The 20,624-nt window shown below is 43.6% G+C and carries 19 protein-coding genes; 1 reads left to right on the top strand and 18 read right to left on the bottom strand.

All coding sequences use genetic code 11. From position 1 onward, the window contains the following. Positions 1-38: 38 nt before the first annotated feature. The 17 genes from fabI to G6R08_RS18615 all read right to left on the bottom strand — a co-directional run bounded on the left by fabI (position 39) and on the right by G6R08_RS18615 (position 19,693). Positions 39-818 (bottom strand): enoyl-ACP reductase FabI, encoded by a 780-nt coding sequence (gene fabI / locus G6R08_RS18690; RefSeq protein WP_163530158.1) that lies wholly within the window; start codon positions 816-818, stop codon positions 39-41. Between the two features lie 277 nt (positions 819-1,095). Continuing rightward, positions 1,096-2,790, bottom strand: coding sequence for a DUF6044 family protein (locus tag G6R08_RS18685; RefSeq protein ID WP_163530156.1), 1,695 nt, complete (start codon positions 2,788-2,790; stop codon positions 1,096-1,098). Beyond that, on the bottom strand, positions 2,753-3,886 hold the full coding sequence (rffA, locus tag G6R08_RS18680; protein WP_163530154.1) for a dTDP-4-amino-4,6-dideoxygalactose transaminase: 1,134 nt from the start codon (positions 3,884-3,886) through the stop codon (positions 2,753-2,755). The genes G6R08_RS18685 and rffA overlap by 38 nt, the downstream gene beginning before the upstream one ends. Positions 3,887-3,897: 11 nt before the next feature. Continuing rightward, positions 3,898-4,263, bottom strand: coding sequence for an EamA family transporter (locus G6R08_RS18675; protein WP_163530152.1), 366 nt, complete (start codon positions 4,261-4,263; stop codon positions 3,898-3,900). Positions 4,264-4,267: 4 nt separating this feature from the next. Continuing rightward, positions 4,268-4,951, bottom strand: coding sequence for a GNAT family N-acetyltransferase (locus G6R08_RS18670; RefSeq protein WP_163530150.1), 684 nt, complete (start codon positions 4,949-4,951; stop codon positions 4,268-4,270). Next, complete coding sequence (locus G6R08_RS18665; RefSeq protein ID WP_240339778.1) at positions 4,948-5,889, bottom strand: glycosyltransferase family 2 protein; 942 nt, start codon at positions 5,887-5,889, stop codon at positions 4,948-4,950. The genes G6R08_RS18670 and G6R08_RS18665 overlap by 4 nt, the downstream gene beginning before the upstream one ends. Beyond that, on the bottom strand, positions 5,886-6,914 hold the full coding sequence (gene rfbB / locus G6R08_RS18660; protein ID WP_163530146.1) for a dTDP-glucose 4,6-dehydratase: 1,029 nt from the start codon (positions 6,912-6,914) through the stop codon (positions 5,886-5,888). Before rfbB ends, G6R08_RS18665 begins: the two co-directional genes overlap by 4 nt. Then, positions 6,907-7,839 carry a glucose-1-phosphate thymidylyltransferase RfbA gene (gene rfbA, locus G6R08_RS18655; RefSeq protein WP_163530144.1) on the bottom strand — a complete coding sequence of 311 codons (933 nt, stop codon included), beginning with the start codon at positions 7,837-7,839 and terminating at the stop codon, positions 6,907-6,909. The genes rfbB and rfbA overlap by 8 nt, the downstream gene beginning before the upstream one ends. Before the next feature lie 373 nt (positions 7,840-8,212). After that, positions 8,213-8,290, bottom strand: coding sequence for a putative holin-like toxin (locus G6R08_RS22540; RefSeq protein ID WP_420810427.1), 78 nt, complete (start codon positions 8,288-8,290; stop codon positions 8,213-8,215). Between the two features lie 244 nt (positions 8,291-8,534). Further along, positions 8,535-9,527: a nucleoside hydrolase gene (locus G6R08_RS18650; RefSeq protein ID WP_163530143.1), complete on the bottom strand. Its 993-nt coding sequence runs from the start codon at positions 9,525-9,527 to the stop codon at positions 8,535-8,537. A gap of 173 nt (positions 9,528-9,700) precedes the next feature. Continuing rightward, positions 9,701-11,413, bottom strand: coding sequence for a M4 family metallopeptidase (locus G6R08_RS18645; RefSeq protein ID WP_163530140.1), 1,713 nt, complete (start codon positions 11,411-11,413; stop codon positions 9,701-9,703). A 300-nt stretch (positions 11,414-11,713) separates the two neighbouring features. After that, positions 11,714-11,941: a DUF421 domain-containing protein gene (locus G6R08_RS18640; protein ID WP_163530138.1), complete on the bottom strand. Its 228-nt coding sequence runs from the start codon at positions 11,939-11,941 to the stop codon at positions 11,714-11,716. Positions 11,942-11,962: 21 nt separating this feature from the next. Then, positions 11,963-13,186, bottom strand: coding sequence for a bacillibactin exporter BcbE (locus G6R08_RS18635; protein ID WP_163530136.1), 1,224 nt, complete (start codon positions 13,184-13,186; stop codon positions 11,963-11,965). A gap of 163 nt (positions 13,187-13,349) precedes the next feature. Next, the gene (locus G6R08_RS18630; RefSeq protein ID WP_163530134.1) at positions 13,350-14,420 is read right to left on the bottom strand and encodes a tartrate dehydrogenase; all 1,071 of its coding nucleotides are present in this window, start codon (positions 14,418-14,420) and stop codon (positions 13,350-13,352) included. 103 nt (positions 14,421-14,523) lie between these two features. Further along, entirely contained in the window at positions 14,524-16,137 is a 1,614-nt protein-coding gene (locus tag G6R08_RS18625) for a long-chain-fatty-acid--CoA ligase (RefSeq protein WP_163530132.1), read from the bottom strand. 328 nt (positions 16,138-16,465) lie between these two features. Then, a complete protein-coding gene (gene rsgA / locus G6R08_RS18620) occupies positions 16,466-17,482 on the bottom strand; it encodes a ribosome small subunit-dependent GTPase A (RefSeq protein WP_163530130.1) in 1,017 nt (338 codons plus the stop codon). A gap of 195 nt (positions 17,483-17,677) precedes the next feature. After that, on the bottom strand, positions 17,678-19,693 hold the full coding sequence (locus G6R08_RS18615; protein ID WP_163530129.1) for a penicillin-binding transpeptidase domain-containing protein: 2,016 nt from the start codon (positions 19,691-19,693) through the stop codon (positions 17,678-17,680). 263 nt (positions 19,694-19,956) lie between these two features. Here G6R08_RS18615 and G6R08_RS18610 point away from each other — a divergent pair, with 263 nt between their 5' ends. Continuing rightward, complete coding sequence (locus tag G6R08_RS18610) at positions 19,957-20,208, top strand: hypothetical protein (RefSeq protein ID WP_163530127.1); 252 nt, start codon at positions 19,957-19,959, stop codon at positions 20,206-20,208. Between the two features lie 9 nt (positions 20,209-20,217). Here G6R08_RS18610 and G6R08_RS18605 read toward each other — a convergent pair whose 3' ends face one another. Beyond that, positions 20,218-20,568: a hypothetical protein gene (locus G6R08_RS18605; protein ID WP_163530125.1), complete on the bottom strand. Its 351-nt coding sequence runs from the start codon at positions 20,566-20,568 to the stop codon at positions 20,218-20,220. Positions 20,569-20,624: the final 56 nt, after the last annotated feature.

Genomic DNA, 20,624 nt, shown 5'->3' with positions numbered 1-20,624 from the left:
AAAAAAGACGCCCTTTCATGCAAGAGGGCGTCCAGTTATCAGCCAAGGATATTGTAGCCCGAATCCACGTAGACGATTTCACCAGTTACCCCTCTTGATAAGGCACTCATCATCGCTACACTCATATCCCCAACGTCTTCTTGGGTTACATTGCGCTTTAAAGGCGACGTTTCTTCAATTTGATGAAGAATTTCATTAAAAGAAGGAACGCCCTTGGCAGAAATCGTCCTGATAGCCCCGGCTGAAATGGCATTAACGCGAATCTGATCGCCGCCAATTTCAGATGCGAGATACTTGACAGAGGCTTCCAACGAAGCTTTCGCCACTCCCATCACGTTGTATCCGCCTACGACACGTTCTGCTCCTAAATAACTCATCGCCAGAATCGAACCGCCTTCCGTCATAAATGGTCTGGCTGCTTTTGTGACAGCTACAAGTGAATACGCGCTTGAGTCCTGTGCAGCCGCGAATCCATCCCTTGATGTATCAATAAAGTCACCCTTTAAATCCTCCGTCGGCGCTGAGGCAACAGAATGGACAAGACCATGGATCACACCCAATTTCTCACCTATCTGTTCGAAAGCCTGCTGAATGCTTTGATCCTCATTCACATCACAAGGCACCACAAGTTCGGCACCGATCCCGGTATCGTTCAGCAGCTTTTCCAATTTTTTAAACGAACGTTCTTTTCTGTATGTAAAAATTAGTTTGGCTCCAGCTTTATGCAAAGACTTAGCGACACCCCAAGCTATACTTCTTTGATTGGCCACGCCCATAATGACAATATGTTTTCCTTTTAACTGCAATAAATCTTCCATAAAAAATCCTCCTTCGGCAAAACTTCTTCTACATTATAACAGTTCCGTGTTCTTGACCGTACAATTTTCTACGCTGTTGCCAATTGTTGCTCTTGAATGACCTGAGGTTGGAACAAAAGTATCTTTATCAATTGAAAATCCGAACTAAGTAAAACTGTAATTGGTGTATATAACCGCTACGAAAATATACTTCGCTTACACAGCACTTCGTTAGTCTTTTCACTTTAGAGATTTACTTATGTCCCAGCCTCATTCGCAAATAGGATGCCCTCAAGAGTTAGACATCAACTCGATACAAATAAATTTTCCAAGGAGAGGATGCGTTCTCGAAGGACTGCTCAAACACGAGTCCCAATTCCCGATGATTGCTTATCGGAAGTGCTGAGAGTACATAATCACCGCCCATCTCATGCAGCTGGTCTGTATTGATGTCAAGCTGGTCAATGACTTCATCACTGTTTTTGCTGAACATGTAATCTTTCCCGAGCTCAGCTACATACATGTACAGTCTTCCGCCCCATGTATCAAAGTAGCTTTCCAGTGTTTGGTTCTTTGCAAGTTCTGGTGCGATGATCTGGCGAAATTGATGTTTATAGGATAAAGGGTACGTGACATTGTACGTATCCAATGTATACAATCCATTATATTGTGCGATCGTCGGATGCATCGCTATGCTGACAACGCGATAGTCCTCTGGGTCCTTGCCTATATATTGTTTAATTTCTGTAAACAGCTCTTGTGAATAGAACCCTTCGAAAGTGGGTGTCCCGATTCGGCTGTATTTTGTTTCTTCATTTAGCGGGAATAGGACCATGATTTGCAAAATGAGCAAACTGGCAACGATCCATTTTCCCCATTTAACATGCTTCAATAAGATCACCAAAGCCAGTGCAAAGGCAATATACCAAATCACCGGTGAAAGAAAATGGATGCGGCTGAAATTGAACGTATTAAAGATCATCGATGCATCCTTAAGAACGCGCATGCCTTCCCAATACCAAAACGCGTACCAGAGAGATAGCAGGAAATTCGCCAGCATCGCGAGCGCCAGGTAATCAAACCGTATCTTTTTGAAAAAGGCCACGAAAACAGCTAACACGACCGCCGGCAAAATCACCTGGAGATGAACGCTCATATCATGGGTGTGGGCGGTTAGAAAATTTTCACTGAACAGGTTCAGCGTATCCCCGAAACTATTGTGACCAAGATCAAACTCAGCTCGATGGGATGTAAATCCTCCTGAAAAGAACATCGAGATGATGACAAGATAGTTTTTGATCAAATAAATCGAGCTCATGAGAGCAAGAGCCAGAAAAAAAGCCACATTGACCTGCTTCATTCGAATCCAATCAATGACCCACAGCAGTGCCATTAACGATAGAAAGAACACAAACGATAAGATGAGACTGGAATGAAGAGGCAGCAGGCCAATGACCAGCCAGTATCCAACAGGTGTATGCTTACCATGTTCTCGAACCTTGAGAAAAGCCCATAGCGCTATAGGCAGCCCGGCGATTGACAGGGCTCCTGATGGCCAGAAGGGCAGGATAGCGAAGCAAAGCGCTGACCCGGCAGCAATCAGATTCGATCTTTGATTGGATCGAAAGAAGTAGCGCAGTAATCCATACATCCCAAAAAAAGCGACAAATCGCATGATCGTCTGGTTAATGGTATACGCCGTAAACGGTTCAAACCAGACGTAAAGCCAGACCATCAAATCAAGGCTTGAAGATAAAGCACTGCGTGGCAGTCCGTTAATCGCATAGGGCAGTGTGGTACTAGGCGTAGCGAAGATCTGTCCGCTTTCCGCCAGCATTTTATACCAGACGATGTTTGAATCCAAGTTATCATGAACGCGAATATGCGTATCTTCACCAAGGATAAAATAAGGCAATAAATAAGCAATTATAAGTAAACAGGCCAATGCGGCCCATTTATGAATGGAAATAGTTCTCGATATGGTGGACAACATGTTCGACGACCTCTTTCTTCATACCAAAATATAAAGGTAATCGCAGCAGTCTTTCGCCTTCTCTTGTCGTGTACGTATCTTCTCCTGTCAGCCTGCCGTACATTGCTCCAGCTTTAGAAGAGTGCAAAGGCTCGTAATGAGGGACCGCCATGATGCCTTGGTCTGACAAATAAGCGATCAAAGCAGCACGTTCTGATTCGTCCCTCACCTTCAGGTAAAACATGTGAGCATTATGTTCCCCATTCGCAGGAACAGGCTGGGTCTCGATCACGTTGCCCCTGACAAGCGGTTCAAGACTTTGTTTATAGTAATCCCATGTTTTCATACGGTCCTGCAAAATCGTTCCCGCTTCCTCTAGTTGTGCGTAGAGATAAGCGGCATTCAATTCACTCAACAAAAAAGAAGAACCAATGTCCTGCCACGTGTATTTATCCACCTGACCTCGCTTGAACTGGGAGCGGTTAGTCCCTTTTTCCTGAAGAATCTCTGCCCGTTCAATATAGGCCGGATCATTAATGAGCAAGGCTCCGCCTTCCCCGCACGTATAATTTTTCGTTTCGTGGAAGCTTAATGTGCCAAAATGGCCAAATGTACCGAGCGGCTTGCCTTTGTACGTGCTCATCAGCGCCTGAGCCGCATCTTCAATAACATACAAATGATGCCGATCAGCGATGTCCATAATCGGTTCCATTTCACAAGGCGCCCCGGCATAATGAACGACGACCACAGCTTTTGTACGCTCGGTCACAGCCTGATCAATCAGCTCTGGATCAATATTCATTGTCACTGGATCAACATCCACAAACGTAATACGCGCCCCTCGCAGTACGAATGCATTAGCCGTTGAAACAAAGGTGTACGAGGGCATGATCACCTCGTCCCCTTCCTTGATATCAAGTAAGATCGCGGCCATTTCAAGAGAAGCTGTGCATGAAGGGGTTAACAGGACTTTCGGGCATTCCAGCTGCTGTTCCAGCCAGCTTTTACAAGATTCTCCGAATGGCCCATTCCCCGAAAGTTTATGATTATGTTCAATCGCTTCTTTTATATAATCTTTCTCTTTGCCCAACACACATGGTTTATTAAACGGAATCACAGCTCGTCACCTCACACAGATTGGCTCGTTATAATGATGCCTGTTACGATAAATCCCAGCCCGATTACTTTATATAACGTAACGGGTTCCTGGAACAGAAGTACAGATAGAACGAATACAAGTACAAAAGAAAGACTCATGAATGGGTAAGCATAACTAATATCAAACTTTGTCATAGCCCCCATCCAAAATATCGAAGCGATAAAAGCGGATAGAAACCCTGACAAAATCAATGGATCAAGAAGCAGCTGCAGTAAAAACAGGATTTTATCTTTCACATCTGCCGGAAGACTTCCGTACTTTTCAATCCTCCACTTCAGCATAAGCTGGCCATAAACTGTAAATACAATGGTCCCCAAAATATAAAAATAGCCCATGATCTTAGTCCGTCAAAAGCTTTCCATTCAGTTTATGATAAACATCAACCGACCCTTTTAGCTTGAACCCTATAGTGGTAAATAGATTTAAAGAAACCATATTAATAGCTGATACAGACGTAAATAACTCCTCATAGCCGAGCGACAACAGCCTTAAACAGGCCTGGCTCGTAAACGGTTTGGCCAGCCCGCGGTTTGTGAAGGCTTGATCCATGCCTAATAGCAGGACCTTATTTCCGTCAAAGCCAAAGAAACCTGCAATCTCATCCTGAAAGTAAAGGTAATATACTTGTTTTTGATCAATCAGATCCTCAAGCCAGCGGGCATACCTTAGATCTGCAAGCGAATTAGGAATCTGAAAGTCTCTATGAAAGCGGCCATGCACAAAGGCCTGCTGGGCAATGTCCAAAATCGTCTGCTTGTCACCCGACGACGAAATCGTGATGCCCTCTTTTTCATAAACACGCAGCTGATCCCGTTTACAAACCGGGGTAATCAAAGTGTCGGTGTAATAAAACCCATACTGATCCAACCTTTCTTTATCCAGTAACGGGTCAACTTTTACCGTAAAATGGCCCTCTGTCTGCTCCGCTTGCTCAAACGCTTCCGGCTCCGCAGAGGTTAACTCATACGTAGGAATCTCGAGCGTTCTTTCGTCCCATGGTGTTTGCTTCAAATAGTGCGTCATCCTGTCACCTCATCCCGTTCCTGTTCATTGGTTACATCTCTGATTATATAGAGCGGTCTTCCTTTAGTTTCGTTAAATACTTTGCCAAGGTACAGCCCTAATACGCCAAAATTAAAGAATATCAAGCCTCCGATAAAATAGAGGGACACCATCACACTGGTCCACCCCGGGACAGGCTGGGCTAAGAAAAAGTATTTAAAAATTAAGTACATCCCATACAAAAAGGATCCTAATGAAATTAGAAACCCAAATTGAATCGACAATCTCAATGGTTTGTTCGACTGCGAGATAATTACATCGGTAGCCAAGGTCACCATTTTCTTTAAGTTATACGAAGATTTCCCCTCAGACCGTTTACTATGCTCGACAGGGATACTCGTCGTTTTAAATCCCATCCATTTAATAAACAGCGGGAAGAATCGATTCTGTTCCCGCATTCTCCGGTAACTATCAATCACATTTCGTGAACAAATGCTAAAGTTAGCAATTGTATAGTCAGAGGAGCGGTCTGTCAGGTAATCATAGACTTTATAAAAGAGTTTAGAAGATAAGCGTTTGAAGAATCCATCCTGCCTGACAACTCGTGTGGCAAAGACTACTTCATAACCTTCTAATGCCTTTTTATACAATTTCTCGATTTCTTCCGGCTGGTCCTGCAAATCGCAGTCCATCACGACAACGTAATCTCCTCGCGTAAGGTCAAGACCAGCTGTAATCGCTCGGTGCTGACCAAAATTCCTCGACAAATCAAACCCTCTTATATGAGGGTTTGATTCACTTAGCTGCTGTATCGTTCCCCAGGACTGATCTGGACTGGCATCATTAATAAGCAGGATTTCATAGTTCATAGACATATGGGCCATCGTTTGCTGGATGCGTGTGCACAGTTCGTGCATACATCCATCACACCCATAAATAGGAACGACAACTGAGATCATTGCAAGACTTCCTCCCATTTCGTTACATACCACTCGACTGTATTTTTCAAACCATCGAGATAACTGACCTGAGGCGACCAGCCTAGTTCACACCTGATTTTAGCATCATCAACAGCGTATCTCCTGTCATGTCCCGGGCGATCGTCTACAAAGGTGATCAATTCACGAAAGCTCTGGAGATTTTTCTCCGCTAAAAGGTGTGGCTTCACTTTGTCTAACTGATCACAAATATAATGAGTCAGCTCTAAGTTTGTTCGTTCATTCCCACCGCCCACATTGTAACTTTCTCCGGCTTTGCCATCATGAAAAATCCGATCAATAGCCTGACAGTGATCACCCACATACAACCAGTCCCTGACGTTCATGCCGTCGCCATAGATAGGGATTGGCTCAAGCTCTAGGGCTTTGCGAATAATCGTCGGGATCAGTTTTTCATCATGCTGCCGCGGACCGTAATTATTCGAACTGCTTGAAAGCACCACATTCATGCCGTAGGTCGTGTAATAGCTTTTTACGAGCATATTGGCCGCCGCTTTCGTGGCACTATACGGATTACGGGGATTATAAGGGGTCTGTTCAGTGAATTTCCCCTCTGCTTCTAATGATCCATACACTTCATCCGTCGAAATATGGTGGAATCTTCTTTCCTTCAGCACCCCTTTTGCATCCCAATCCTTACGAGCCGCTTCCAGCAGGACTCCAGTACCCAGCACATTTGTCAAAATGAAAGGGTTTGAATCCATGATCGATTTATCGACGTGAGATTCAGCGGCAAAGTGAATGATGCCTTCAATGTCAAAATCTCTGAATAACTTGCTTACGACCGTTTCATCTGCCACATCTCCGTGAACAAAATGGTAACGATCCAGTTCATTCACAGCTGACAGATTGTCCACGTTGCCGGCATAGGTAAGCTTGTCGAGGTTAACGAGCTGCCGGTCTGGATATTTTTCCAAAAAGGATGTGATGTAGTTGGAGCCGATAAACCCTGCTCCCCCTGTCACTAAAAGTGCTTTATTACTCATTCTCAATCAGTCCTAACACCGGATTCTGGTCAATCTGGTCCCAATACTGCTGCACATGTTTGCGATTGGCAATCTCCATCAAGTATTGGCCATACTCGTTCTTTTTCATAGTCTCGCCTGTTTCATACAAACGTTCCTTAGAAATGTAACCCATATAGTAAGCAATTTCTTCGATGCAAGCGATTTTAAACCCTTGTCGCTTTTCAATATTTTTAATAAACTCCGAAGACTCAAATAACGATTCATGTGTCCCTGCATCAAGCCAGGCAAACCCTCTTCCCAGCAGCTCGACATCGAGTTGGCCTTTTTCCAAATATTTTTTATTCACATCGGTGATTTCAAGCTCGCCTCGAGCAGAGAAATTAAGCTTCTTCGCCATCTTGATCACGTGGTTATCATACACGTATAACCCTGTAACCGCGAAATCGGACTTCGGATCATCAGGCTTCTCCTCAAGAGAGACGACCTTCTGATGATCATCGAACTCCACCACTCCAAATCGGCCCGGGTCCTTGACACGATAACCAAAAACGGTGGCCCCTTTATGGTTGCGGACAGCTTTTCTCAAGATGTTCGTCAAGCCTTGACCATAGAAAATGTTGTCACCTAAAATCAGCGTAACGTCATCATTTCCGATAAAATCTTCCCCGACGATAAAGGCTTCAGGAATCCCATTCGGCTCTTCCTGCGCTTTATACTCGATTGAGAGTCCAAGCGCAGAACCGTCGCCTAACAGCTTCTCAAAACGCGGAACATCCTCGGGGGTACTGATAATCAGAATCTCCTTGATGCCGGCTAACATTAAATTCGATAACGGATAGTACACCATCGGCTTATCGTACACCGTTAGTAAATGTTTATTAATACAGTTTGTACTTGGAGACAGTCTCGTTCCACTTCCTCCAGCTAAAATGATCCCTTTCATTACAACCACCGTCCTTTAAAAAGTGATGGAAACTACATGGAAATGATTTACTACTATTCTATTTCCCCGCCGCCGAAAATTAAACTTAAGTTTTCATTACGAATTTATGACTAAATATTTCGCTGAAATTACGTTTTACATAAAAGAGACTGAACACGTTTTACTGTTTTTTTAAAAAGGAAGTATACATTTAAGAATAAATAAATACTCTAAAGATATGTGTCTAACTCAAGGAATACTTTCTCGACATGAAATCGACATAAAAATTATCTTGATACTGAGTGAAAAGCACGATATAATCAGAGTGGTAATAAAAAAAACCCAAGGTGTTGGGGCACCTTGGATCAGGTCAGAATGAGTTCGAAACAAGTTTTTATTGCTTTCTGTGGATTATTACCGCTATCAGCATTCCAAAGCTCAACATGAGGCTTATCGCTTCAAACGGACTCACAGTTACCACCTCCCTCGAGAGGATGAACTCATTCTGAGAATAGGACTTGCGATTTGAGTATATCACAAGATTAGAAAAAGATGCGATATATTTCCAATTTTTCGAAAATTGATAAAAAGGTATTGGTAAAAATTTACTAGTCTTGATATCGCTATCTTACCTACAGCTGATGTGCACCTACGCTTCAGCATAGACAATCACATTAAGAATTAAACGAGTCCTGTCAAACACAACACACATTGTGTTATTTTTTTTGCCTTCTGTGCCTAAGTTTCCGTCGTCCCCTCTGGTTCGTCAACACTTCGATGACATGATTAGCAAAAAGGTCACGATTTAAATCTGTGGCAATGCGAACACAGCCATCACCTGAACAATCCGTTGTTCCAGGGCGAAAATCAGCAATGCTCAATCCATTCGCGTAGCTTTCCTCATGCTGCACCCGGACTTCTCTCTTTTCGTACGTGAACATTCTCGGGATCTCTAGAGTGGCCACTAAGGCAGCGAGATCGTGCTGTGGCGTCCCTTCAATACCAGGTTCCAGTTCTTGATACACTTCATAATAAAAATCAAGGATAGGCTCGACGATATCGAGCAGTGGTGAGTCTGTGCGGGCATCGATTAATTCTACATCCCTTGGCGTCAGCAGAGCCTCTCTCGTTGCATTCAATGGGATAACGGTTAAATCAGGTACTTGCTGACATACATAATTTGCCGCGATCGCATCCCCATAAAAGTTTGCTTCCGCAACCGCTGTCGCATTGCCCGGCACTAAAAACGCTCCCCCCATGACATACGTTTCCTTTATATCCCCCATCACCTCAGGGTTCAAATACCAGGCTATGGCCAGAGATGTACAACGACCAACATTTACGATCGTAATTTCATTTGGGTCGTCCTCTTTAATGATTCGAAACAACTTACTAAAGTTTGTACGATTGGCATAACGTTCTTCGGGAATCGGCGGCTGTATCGGACCGAGCCCCTCTTCACCATGAATATCCGGAAAAAAGACAGGATCCTCTCCGTTAAGCGGACGCGTAGAACCGGAAATCACCGGGATATCACTACGGTCAGCAAGATCCAGTATATACTCCACATTTCGATACGTTTTCTCGCGTTCCACATTTCCATAACCGCTCACAACAGCTAATAAATCAATATCAGGATTCCTCAGCGCATAAATTAAGGCCATCGCATCGTCTATACCTGTGTCAGCGAACAAGATCACTTTTTTCATAATTATCACCTCAAGATAACCTATGAACAAAGCGTTATGCCCGCAACAACCATTGTCTTGCAAAAAAATCATCTCTTATCGCAATGATAAGAGATGATTTTGCATGTGCTCTCGATTTATCGGCGCTTACCCTCGAGCGCAGCCGGCGGTAAGCACCTGGAGCAATCACGATATTATTCCGTAATGCCTACTTGGTTTAGACCACTTTCTGTTGCCTCTACCTCTGTACTGCCTTCTCCGTAAATATCAATAGCCGATTGAATCAGAGCCTGTCTTGCATGGCTAAAGTCAGAAGTTGGAGTCAGGTAAACTGTTAAAGCGCGGTAATAGATTTGGCCGAGCTTGTCCTTCCCAATCATTTCCCCGGTCAGGTAGGCAGCATGGTTGATAATGGACGAGTTGATATGAACCCCGCCGTTGTCCAGGTCAAGAGGAAGATCGTAATATTCGTCCATGTGTGAAGGGTACTTCCCTTCCCCATTTCCATATGGAACAAGTTCTGGATCAACGGAATATTTACTCGGGTTGCTCAGACTGCGCAAGGAAGTCCGGCCAGATGCTTTCGCTTCTTCACCCATGATATCTTCCCCGATCTCCCAGTCTTCTTCATCCACTAATGCTCCAAAAATATCGGAGAACGCCTCATTTAGAGCTCCGGATTGGAAGCGGTATTGCAACCCTGCTGAGTGAGTGGTGACGCCGTGCGTCATTTCGTGTGCGGCCACGTCAAGTCCGGCAGACAGGGAAATGAAGAAATCTCCATCTCCGTCACCATAAGTCATTTGCTGGCCGTTCCAGAAGGCATTATTATAATTTTGCCCGAAATGGACGGAAGATTTAATCGCCATTCCTTCGCCATCCAAAGAGTTTCGATCATGCTCTTCAAGAAAATACTCATATACTTCCTCCGAATTATAATGAGCATCGACAGCTGCGCGGTCATAATCATCTTTGAAGGACGCGCTATTATTCGAGTAAAGGACACCAGGAAGTGTGAAATCCTCGCTGCCCCATGAATTCTTCATATCATAGGTATAGATTCCATCTAAGTTCTCGTGAGTATTGTCATATAAATAAAATTGTGTGCCTTTTTTGTCATCAGTTTTATCGTTTTTATGAGTGATATGTAGTTTCCGATGGTCACCCAGCACTCCTAGTCCAGAACCTGTTGCTGTTTTAAACCCATCTGCATGCATCAGTGCATTATATTTATCAATTACCTCGCCGCTCTTCGCGTCTACAAATACATACCAGTTTCCTGGCTCATTGCCGAGAAAATTAACGTTTACCTTATAAGCCAGCTGATTTTGATCTTTAAATGGATAGATGACAAGCTCGCTTGATGGGGTGTAAGGCAGCTGCTCGGGCGCGTCCACTTCCTCTTTAGCTTTGGTCAAGGCTTGCTTTTTAGTAAGTTTTGCCTGAATTGATAGCTCCGTCTCTTCAACACCATGATTGAAATGACCACTTACAGATTGTACGGTATTTTCTTCATCATAGTGAACGATCACTTGACCTCCTTCTACAGGGACTCCATTCTTCGTCTGCTGAAGAGTCACGTGAGTCATCCCCAGATCATCTTTCTTAACTTGTCCAGGTTTAAAGCTTGCCTGTGGATTCTTAATCTTGAATGTGTCTTTATTTTTCGCCAGATGTTTCACTGCCGCTTTCGCATTCGCTTTAGTGACTTGCTGCTTGTCTGCTTGTTTTTCTACAACAAAAATGGGCTTATTTCCTTTTGACTTCTGAAATTGTGCCGCCATCGATTCAACAGAAACATCAGAGGGACCCGTGGGTTGAACAGCAAACGCCTGTGTTGGCGCAAACGCTCCCACAAACAATGCAGAAGACAGTACAGCTACAGGTAAAACTTTTCTCTTTTTCAAATAAACTCCTCCTATTCAAGTATATAGTGTCTAGTATAGGAGAAGATTATCATAATTAAAAGAATAGTAGGAACTATTTTAATAGTCAGAATTTAACCTTTATAGGTAAATATCCACATGACTTTACCTCTATTTACAAATTACGCATTAAAAAAACACTGTACAAAACAGTGTTTTTAACGATTATTCATCACTGGCAAAATTGGTGACATCTGGCCTAGTATCAATATACACGTTATCCAACTCATCAACTTGTGCTACGACAACGTTCGCATCCGAAAACTTTTTAAAATGAGTAAATCAATCAGCATTATGATGGCAGCAAATACGAGCAACGCGATGATCCCTTTCCAAACGGGGATTCATTTTTATAAACGTAATGCTCACTGTCATCGACCCCAGAGTGATCCCCGCGATAAAGTCAAAGAAAGCCATTTGCGAAATAAGTTTCTTGTTTAAAATTCTCGCTAGCACATATAACACCACAAATAAATGGATCACTCTCATGAAAAGTTCCGAACAATCCATGAGGCTAACTCCCTCGCAAAATTACTGTTCTACAGAAACTTGTGTCTCCTTCTCAGAAGATGATGGTCGAACGGCAATCAGTGTGACTAACGCAGCGATCACGCTTAAACACGCCAAACTGAGGTAGAGCATATCAGGGAACCTGTCCATAAAAATCGCGATAACAGGCGGACCTGCTGCCACTCCAAGGAACCGCATACTGCTGTATAACGACGTAACAGTCCCTCGCACGTCTTTTTCTACTCCTTCTGTGATTAAAGCATCAAGCCCTGGCAATGACAATCCTATCCCAATTCCGGCCACCGACAATAAAGTGATCAGCATCACTAAGTTTGTATCATGTTTCATGAAAAAAAGTGACGCTCCAGTACCTCCATTACCGAGGACAATCGCCCATTTCATGACGACTTTATTTTCTCCAATTTTCTTACCGGAAATGTATGAGGCAATACATAAAAATAACAACGGGATTCCAAGCAGCAATCCTTTGTAAACACCCGTCACATTATATTCATCTTCAAGTATGGAAGATAGGTGAAATAGAAAGCCAAATAAGACAAACATATTAATGCAGCCAATCATGAAAATCGATATGACCCATCGCCCATTATCATGAAATACTTTTTTCACGGATTTTATAAACTCAGAAAATCGCGTCTCCTTCTTTTCATCATTCTTCGGTACTTTGACGAATTTCATTACTAACAGGATCGACAGCAGCGATAAGATCGGAATGGAGGCAAATGGAATATACCAAATGATAACAGCTAATAAAGCACCAATTACAGGGCTGAGTACCTTTCCGAACGTATTGGATGTTTCAATCAATCCCAACCCTTCGCTCACTTGCTTCTCATCATCAAACATATCCCCAACAGTCGGAATCACAACTGGAAACGCTCCAGCAGCACCGATTCCTTGCAAAAATCTCCCGACTAAAATTAAGAAATAGGGATCTTCCATTTTCCATGCAGCAAAGGCTGAGACGGCTCCGCCTATCCCAGTAATAATTAAACTAGGTATAATGACTTTCTTTCTGCCGATCTTATCCGACAAATAACCGGCAATCGGGATAAGTAAAATGGCCACGACCGAGTACACAGTTATAATTAAACTAGATTGAAAAGCGGAAATACCAATTTGTTTTTCAATGATAGGCAAAACTGGTATTAACATGGAATTACCCAAGGTCATAACCAGAGGAATGGATGCTAACGCAATGAGATCCCACTTTTTCTTCTTCATAGATGTCCCTCCACATTCAACTCTGCCTGCATACAACTTGTAGGCACTGTAACGCTTATTATGAACAAGGAGAACACCATCTATTCTTACAAAAATTTCAATTTAGATGCATAAAAAAAGAGAACCAATAATGGTCCTCTTGTCGCTTTGGAGCAGCAAGCATTTATTCTCTATCAGGTGTTACTTTAAGCCGTTTTCCTATTTCTTTTGCGACCTCTTCCGTGGAGGCCTGACCGCCAATATCGCCCGTTTTAATTCCGGCAGCTGTTGTCTCCTCAATAGCTTGTAATAGGCTGGCTCCCATATTGACTTCTCCCAGATGGTCAAGCATCATCTTAGCAGTCCAAATCTGACCAATTGGATTGGCGATCCCTTTTCCATAAATATCCGGAGCCGATCCATGAACCGGCTCGAACATCGAAGGATGCTCTCCGGTAATATTCAGATTCGCCGCCGGAGCTATCCCGATACTGCCCATAATCGCACCACCGATATCCGTCAAAATATCGCCAAATAAATTGCTGGCGACAATCACATCAAATTCCTGCGGTTTCGAAACAAGAAACGCGGCCAGCGCATCAATATGATTCTGATTAGCTTTAATCTCTGGAAACTCTGGACTCACCTCGGCAAAAACTGAATCCCAAAATGGCATGGAGTGAACAATCCCATTTGATTTCGTGGCACTTGTTAATTTACCTTTTCGTTGTGCGGCCAGTTGAAATCCGTATCTCATCACCCGTTCCGTAGCTTTTCGAGTGAAAACAGCGTTTTGAATGGCGACTTCATCTGCTCCCTTATGTATCCGTCCGCCAACTTCACTATACTCTCCTTCGCTATTTTCTCTACAGACCATAATGTCGAATTCTTTTGGAGCTGCCAGGGGTGAAGCCAAACCTTTAAAATATTTGGCTGGACGAATGTTCAAGGATTGATCCATCTCCCTGCGTATTTTAATCAGCAATCCCCACAACGAAATGTGGTCCGGAACTAAACGGGGATCACCGACAGCCCCGAGCAGAATCGCATCAAACTTGTCGAGCTGCTCTATGCCGTCTTCCTCCATCATCATGCCGTATTTTTGATAAAAATCACAACCCCATGGAAACTCAGTAAAATCAAACCTTACATCACCATATAATTCAGCTGCCTGCTGCAGAATATCGAGTGTTAACGGGACAACTTCTTTACCAATCCCGTCCCCAGGGATAACAGCAATCTTGTAATGTTTCATGGACTTCCTCCTTACTCTTCTACTTGTTAAAAGTAAAATAATAATTCTGAAAAGTCAAAAGAAGTCCCTTTATCGGGGACTTCTTTTCTCAGGGAAGGCCAGTTTATACCTTTTTCGTTGCTTCCTCTCTAATACTTCTTCTTAATATTTTACCCACATTCGATTTCGGAAGCTCCTTCCGAAATTCAACCTCGCGAGGCACTTTAAAGGCAGCCATATTTTGCCGGCAAAAGGCAATCAACTCCTCTTCTGCTGCTGATTGCCCTTCTTTTAACACAACGACCGCACGCACAGTTTCACCACGATAAGGGTCAGGAACACCGACAACCACGGCTTCCTGTACCGCTTCATGCTCATACAGGACTTCTTCGACATCACGTGGATAAATGTTATAGCCGCTTGCAATAATCAAGTCTTTTTTGCGATCAATAATGTACAAATACCCTTCATCGTCAACACGGGCAATGTCTCCTGTGTAAAGCCAGCCGTCACGAAGGGCAAGAGCCGTTTCCTCTGGCATGTTCCAATACCCTTTCATAACTTGCGGTCCGCGGATAATCACTTCCCCCGTTTCCCCCGCAGGCACCTCTTCAATTCCCTCGCCAACATCAACGATTTTGTAGTCTGTGGACGGTACACCGATTCCAACACTTCCAGGCTTTCGCTCGGCAAACAGTGGATTACAATGCGCTACAGGAGAAGTTTCGGATAAACCGTAACCTTCGAAAACCTTCGCACCCGTTTTCGCTTCAAAATTGCGCATTAACTCCTGCGGCATTGGGGCACTGCCGCTATTGCACACACGAATGCTGTCAATGCCATATTCCTCGGCTTTTGGATGGTTAGTGATCGCCACATACATCGTCGGTACTCCAGGGAAGAAGGTGGGCTGCTCTTTCTTAATCGTTTGCAGCACTTCCTCAAGCTCAAAGCGCGGCAGCATAATGTTCGTTGACCCCGTGAGGATCGACAAGTTCATACAGGACGTCATGCCAAACACGTGAAAAAGTGGAATCACCGTCAAATATCGCTCTTGTCCCATGACCACTTCGTCTTTGAAAAATTCATTCGTCTGTACAACATTCGCCACTACATTCCGGTGTGTGAGCATAGCCCCTTTTGAGCGCCCCGTTGTGCCTCCTGTATATTGCAGGACAGCGAGATCCTCAGCAGGGTTGATCGACACAGCTTTCAGTGCTCCGTTAGATTCCTGTAAAAAAGCAGAAAACTCCCTTTCATCATTTACGGGCTTATACTTACCATTGAATTCAACAACAATTACATTTTTGATAGACGTGTTGTGCTTTACCTTCTCAAGAACTGGTAAGAGCGGAGCATAGATCACGATCGTTTCGGCTCCAGAATCTGATAATATATGCTGCAGCTCTCGGCCTACAAGCATCGGGTTCACTTGCGTGACTACAGCACCAGCTTTCAACGTCCCGTAATAACTGATCACATAATGGGGACAGTTCGGAAGCATAATCGCCACGCGATCCCCTTTGACGACATCGTTGTGCTGCAATGCAGACGCAAAAGCACCTGTTTGGAATCCTAACTCTTTATACGTGATTTCATTCCCATAAAAAGATAGCGCTGGATTATCTGGAAAACGATCGATAGCCTGCTGCAGTATGCTGGTAAGCGGTAGATTCGGAATCTCGACTTCACTCTTAATATGCTCAGGATAATGTTTTGTCCACACTCTGTTTATCATAGTTTCCTCCCCTGGTAAAAACGTCTACAAACAACCTTTTGACAGCGCTTACAAAAATGTAGTTATTTCACTGAGCTTGCTCTCCTCCTTTTCACATTTTTAAACGAAACCGGTTATGAACAGTTATCTTGAAGTGAAACTATTTCTGTCTAATTTTACTATATCTTAATTATTTTGAAAATTCAATTATAAATTATTAGGCGGGGGGAAAAACTCCCTACAGCCACTTCCGTCCAGCAGCAATAGGGAGTTTTTTAATCGTTGCCCCATGAGTCACGAGTTTCATGTACTCAGATGGAACAACCTTGCGTTTATGAAAAAAATAACTTTATTTACTTTTAGGCCCATGAAGGATCCGATTCGTCCGATGAGTGCCGTATTTTTCCTTCAAATTCAATCGTTCCACTTCACGAAGCAGTTTATTATAATTTTTCAAACGATCTGATGCCAGCCCACCATCATCGATCGCTTTCGTCACCGCGCAGCCTGGTTCCTTGTCATGCGAACAATCACGGAATTTACACTGCTGACTCAAGTTCTCAATGTCGGAAAACGTTGCATCGACATTGGCGGTTTCACCCCAGAGCTGTAATTCTCTCATCCCTGGTGTGTCGATGACCACCGTTCCGTTTGGCAGTGAGAATAACTCGCGGTGCGTTGTCGTATGACGGCCGCGGCCATCTTCTTCCCTGACTTGATTCGTCTGTTGGACGACTTCCCCCATCAGCCGATTCAGAAGCGTCGATTTGCCAACACCAGAAGATCCAATCAGTGAGATCGTTTCTCCCGTTATCAATTCTTGTTTCAGCTCATCAACTCCACTACCATCGAGGTTGTTCACGGTATAGACAGGAACTCCTGGAGCATGCCGTTCAACTTGAGCAAGTTTTCCCATGACATCTTCACATAAGTCCTGTTTCGTGCAGACGATCACTGGTCTTGCCCCGCTCTCATACACTTGCATCACGTAACGCTCGATCCGCTGGACATTAAATTCCTTGATTAGTGACGTGACAATAAATACGACATCCACGTTCGCCGCGATAATCTGCTCGTCATTTCCCGTCCCAGCAGCTTTGCGTGATAATACGGTACGCCTGTTTAACACGCGATGAACTCTGGCTTTATTTTGATCATAGGGCTCATAAACGATCCAATCACCTATAGCCGGCCACAGATGCGATTGCTCCGCCTCATAGCGGAATTTGCCCGACAAGGTGCCTGTATAGGAGTTCGTCTTCGTCCGTACCGTATAAATCTCTTGCGATGCCCTCGTAATTCTCCCGATAAGAGCGTCTTCTTTTACTTGTTGCTTAAAAAAGTCATGTACAAAAAAATGATTCACCGAATTCCTCCTGTATTTTGGAGGACATTAAGAGTTGCTGTGCCCTCCATTTGATGTTTGGATGGTTGGTTGGACGTTTACAATAAGATTTGTCATAACACATCAACTCCTTCTGTTTAATAGCTTTATTATAGCAGATTTTTTCTTAACAAAAACACCTGATTTTACAAATGAGTAAAACCAGGTGCCGATCAGCTATTGCAGCTGTTCTTGAAATACATTTTTTACTTTGGGAACAACCTCATGGCTGCCATTCTGTACATTTTCAATCATCATCGCAACAAGCAAACGAGGATCGTCCGTATTCCAGGCGACAAACCAGCCGTTTTCCTGTCCCTCGGCATCTTGAGATTTCTTCAGCTCTGCTGTTCCTGTCTTTCCTGCCAAGCTAAGCCCTTCAATTTGAGGTTCATACCCTGAGCCTTCCGGATTATTAACGACTTGCTTCAAGTCTTTACGAAGAATCGCAGCGGTTTCTTTACTGACCACATTTTCATGCCAGGCTGTGCTTGCTTCCTCGTCTTTCATAAGAACGGGGTCAAGCAGAATCCCATTTGTCACAAAGGGAGTATAGGTAAGAGCCAGATGCAGTGTACTCATTTCCACTTCTCCTTGGCCGTACCCCGTGTCAGCCAGTTCAATTTCGTTACCAAATCCGTCTTTCCCTGTAATTTGCGAAGGGGTAATCGGATAGGTGAATGGAATCTCCTCTGAGAATCCAAAATCCTTCGCTTCTTCTAGGAAGGTTTCACCGCCAATTTCAAGAATCGTGCGGGCAAAATAAATATTATCCGAACGAACTAACGCATCCCGCAGATTAACAGACTTATCTACGTTCGCACTCTCGACCCGGTTTACAGAGTAATCTCCCCAGCCTTCTTTAGAAAAGGAGCGATCAGGAATCGACATCTCTTCGGCAGGATCAATGGCTTCCGTCTCTAAACCAATTGCGGCCGTAATTGGCTTGAATGTAGAGCCGGGGGCATACGTGTTATTAAAACGGTTTGTCAATGGCTTCTGTGGATCATTTTGTAGCTCGGAATATTGTTCAGATGTCATTCCTAAGATAAATTGATTAGGATCATACGCAGGTGTGCTGACAAGTGCTTTCACCTCACCAGTTTGGGGGTGAATCGCTGCAGAGGAGCCAGCATTGCCTTTTAATTGATTGTACACAGACTTTTGCACCTCTGCATCTATCGTCAGTGTCACATCTTTTCCGTCAACAGCTTCCTGTTTCGCTAACACTTCACGTTGATTGCCCTCACTACCTACGATCGCTACAACTCCGCCAGCTTGACCGCGCAGTTTTTCCTCAAGCACAAGTTCAAGACCCGCTTTTCCAATCGTGCTGGTCGACGTATATCCTTTACCTTTTCGCTCTTCCAGCTGCTCTGCTGAAATCGACCCGACATAACCCGTCAAATGAGCTGCCGCTTTTCCTAAAGGATAGACGCGAGCGGTTTTCTCTTGAAATTTCGTACCCTTCAATGGCTTTATTTTTTCAATAAGGTCTTCATTATCACTTTGAATAGAAGTAAGTGGAACAAAGGAGGTTGTTTGAACCCATGATTGATCTAGCTTCTCGTTAATCGTTTCAACGGAGATATCCAACAGTTCAGCCAGCTTTTCCTTCATTTGTTCAGCATCTTCTTCCATCCAGTCAGGAACGAGTCCAACGTTCACAACCGTGCCATTTACAGCCAGCCCCTGACCATTTACACCAAAGATCTCCCCTCGTTCCGGCTTCAACACTTGGGCGGAGATTTCGTCCCCTTTCTCCATTCCGGCAAAAATCATCGAAGGATTCCAGCTTATGCCCCACTTCTCTGCCTCTTCCCCCTCTTCAAAGGTAAGCTTGGCCTTATGGGAAAATTCGATCGACCCGGCCAGCGTTTCCATGCTCACATTGTAATCAAAGTTCGCAGGTTCATCTTGTTTATACTCAACCTCTTCCTCGGGCAGACTATATGTAACCTTGAGGTTGTTCGCCTGAATTCCTTCATAAATTGTCTTGTAACGCTCTACAAAATCCTCTTTTTTAACTTGAGCCTTAGACTCTTCACCAAGCAATGCATACATGTTTTCATATTTTTGATTTTCCCATGCCTTCATATACTTCTTAAAGGTTGTTTCTGGATTCGGCTGTTCGGAACAGCCGACAAGTCCTATGCATAAGATAATCAATAATGATACCAGTGCGCTTCTCATGTTCTCCCCCTTATTTCTGCTTATAATCTCTTATTCATTTTTTAAAAAAGGTGTCTTTTGACATCATTCTTCATATTTCCCTAGACTCATTATACCAAATCCGTTCTAAATAAAAAGCATGAGAAACTGGCCGCTTTCTTCTATAATAAATCGCTTCGATGATCTAGCAAAACTAGACGTTTTTCGCTGTTGAAAGGCGCTGCCCGCAAGTGGTAATATTATGAAACTATCCTCAATTAACTTATGAATAGGAGGTGCTATATATGGCTTGGATGCAAGAACTTGCCTGGCTTTCACCAATTCTGTTAGTAGTCTTTGTCGTCAGCTTGCTCGGTGCTTATCTGGCGTTCAAACAAAAATCATACCGAATGCTGCTCATTGCCGGCATACTCCATCTGGTAATCAGTCCATTCTTCGCCCACAGCTTTGGCCCATTTATGTTTGCCATCGGAATTGTTGAGTTTTACATGGGTGCCATTAACAAAAAGAAAACAAAAGAGGTTGTAAGGCTATAATATGTAGTCTTACGAATCTTTCACCCTGCTTTCGATAAAGGTGCATACATGACCGAGGGTGGGAAACTCCTCAAACACTGCTGTCCTCATCAGTTTTTCTCCATTGTCTCCACCGATTTCCCAGTAATTCATAAGATCCTCAAGCACACGCGACAGAGCCGACTCATCTCCATTGAAAAACTTTCGCATATTCGTTTGAGTGGTCAAGTACTCCGCATTGTTATGATATGAACCTTTTCCATGCTTATGAACAAATTTCACGGTGGACAAGTAAATCTCATACACCGTCGTCCTCTTTTTGGTGACTCCTTTTACTTCTTTTCTCACCTTGTAAAAATCAAAATTATAAATATTTGTCAAAAGAGTTCACCATCCCATACTGTATGTTCTTTATTCTTTCGACATATGTGTGGTGA

The organism is Halobacillus ihumii (assembly GCF_902726645.1).
GTDB classification, from domain to species: Bacteria; Bacillota; Bacilli; order Bacillales; family Halobacillaceae; genus Halobacillus_A; species Halobacillus_A ihumii.
This window is presented reverse-complemented; position numbering and strand designations above follow the sequence as displayed.

Coding starts and splice junctions, on each gene's coding strand:
- G6R08_RS18610 (WP_163530127.1), top strand. CDS start 19,957: ATGGCTTGGATGCAAGAACTTGCCTGGCTTTCACCAATTCTGTTAGTA.
- G6R08_RS18635 (WP_163530136.1), bottom strand. CDS start 13,186: ATGAAGAAGAAAAAGTGGGATCTCATTGCGTTAGCATCCATTCCTCTG.
- G6R08_RS18625 (WP_163530132.1), bottom strand. CDS start 16,137: ATGATAAACAGAGTGTGGACAAAACATTATCCTGAGCATATTAAGAGT.
- G6R08_RS18615 (WP_163530129.1), bottom strand. CDS start 19,693: ATGAGAAGCGCACTGGTATCATTATTGATTATCTTATGCATAGGACTT.
- rfbA (WP_163530144.1), bottom strand. CDS start 7,839: ATGAAAGGGATCATTTTAGCTGGAGGAAGTGGAACGAGACTGTCTCCA.
- G6R08_RS18670 (WP_163530150.1), bottom strand. CDS start 4,951: ATGACGCACTATTTGAAGCAAACACCATGGGACGAAAGAACGCTCGAG.
- G6R08_RS18640 (WP_163530138.1), bottom strand. CDS start 11,941: ATGGATTGTTCGGAACTTTTCATGAGAGTGATCCATTTATTTGTGGTG.
- fabI (WP_163530158.1), bottom strand. CDS start 818: ATGGAAGATTTATTGCAGTTAAAAGGAAAACATATTGTCATTATGGGC.
- G6R08_RS18630 (WP_163530134.1), bottom strand. CDS start 14,420: ATGAAACATTACAAGATTGCTGTTATCCCTGGGGACGGGATTGGTAAA.
- rfbB (WP_163530146.1), bottom strand. CDS start 6,914: ATGAGTAATAAAGCACTTTTAGTGACAGGGGGAGCAGGGTTTATCGGC.
- G6R08_RS18675 (WP_163530152.1), bottom strand. CDS start 4,263: ATGGGCTATTTTTATATTTTGGGGACCATTGTATTTACAGTTTATGGC.
- G6R08_RS18685 (WP_163530156.1), bottom strand. CDS start 2,790: ATGTTGTCCACCATATCGAGAACTATTTCCATTCATAAATGGGCCGCA.
- G6R08_RS18665 (WP_240339778.1), bottom strand. CDS start 5,889: ATGATCTCAGTTGTCGTTCCTATTTATGGGTGTGATGGATGTATGCAC.
- G6R08_RS18650 (WP_163530143.1), bottom strand. CDS start 9,527: ATGAAAAAAGTGATCTTGTTCGCTGACACAGGTATAGACGATGCGATG.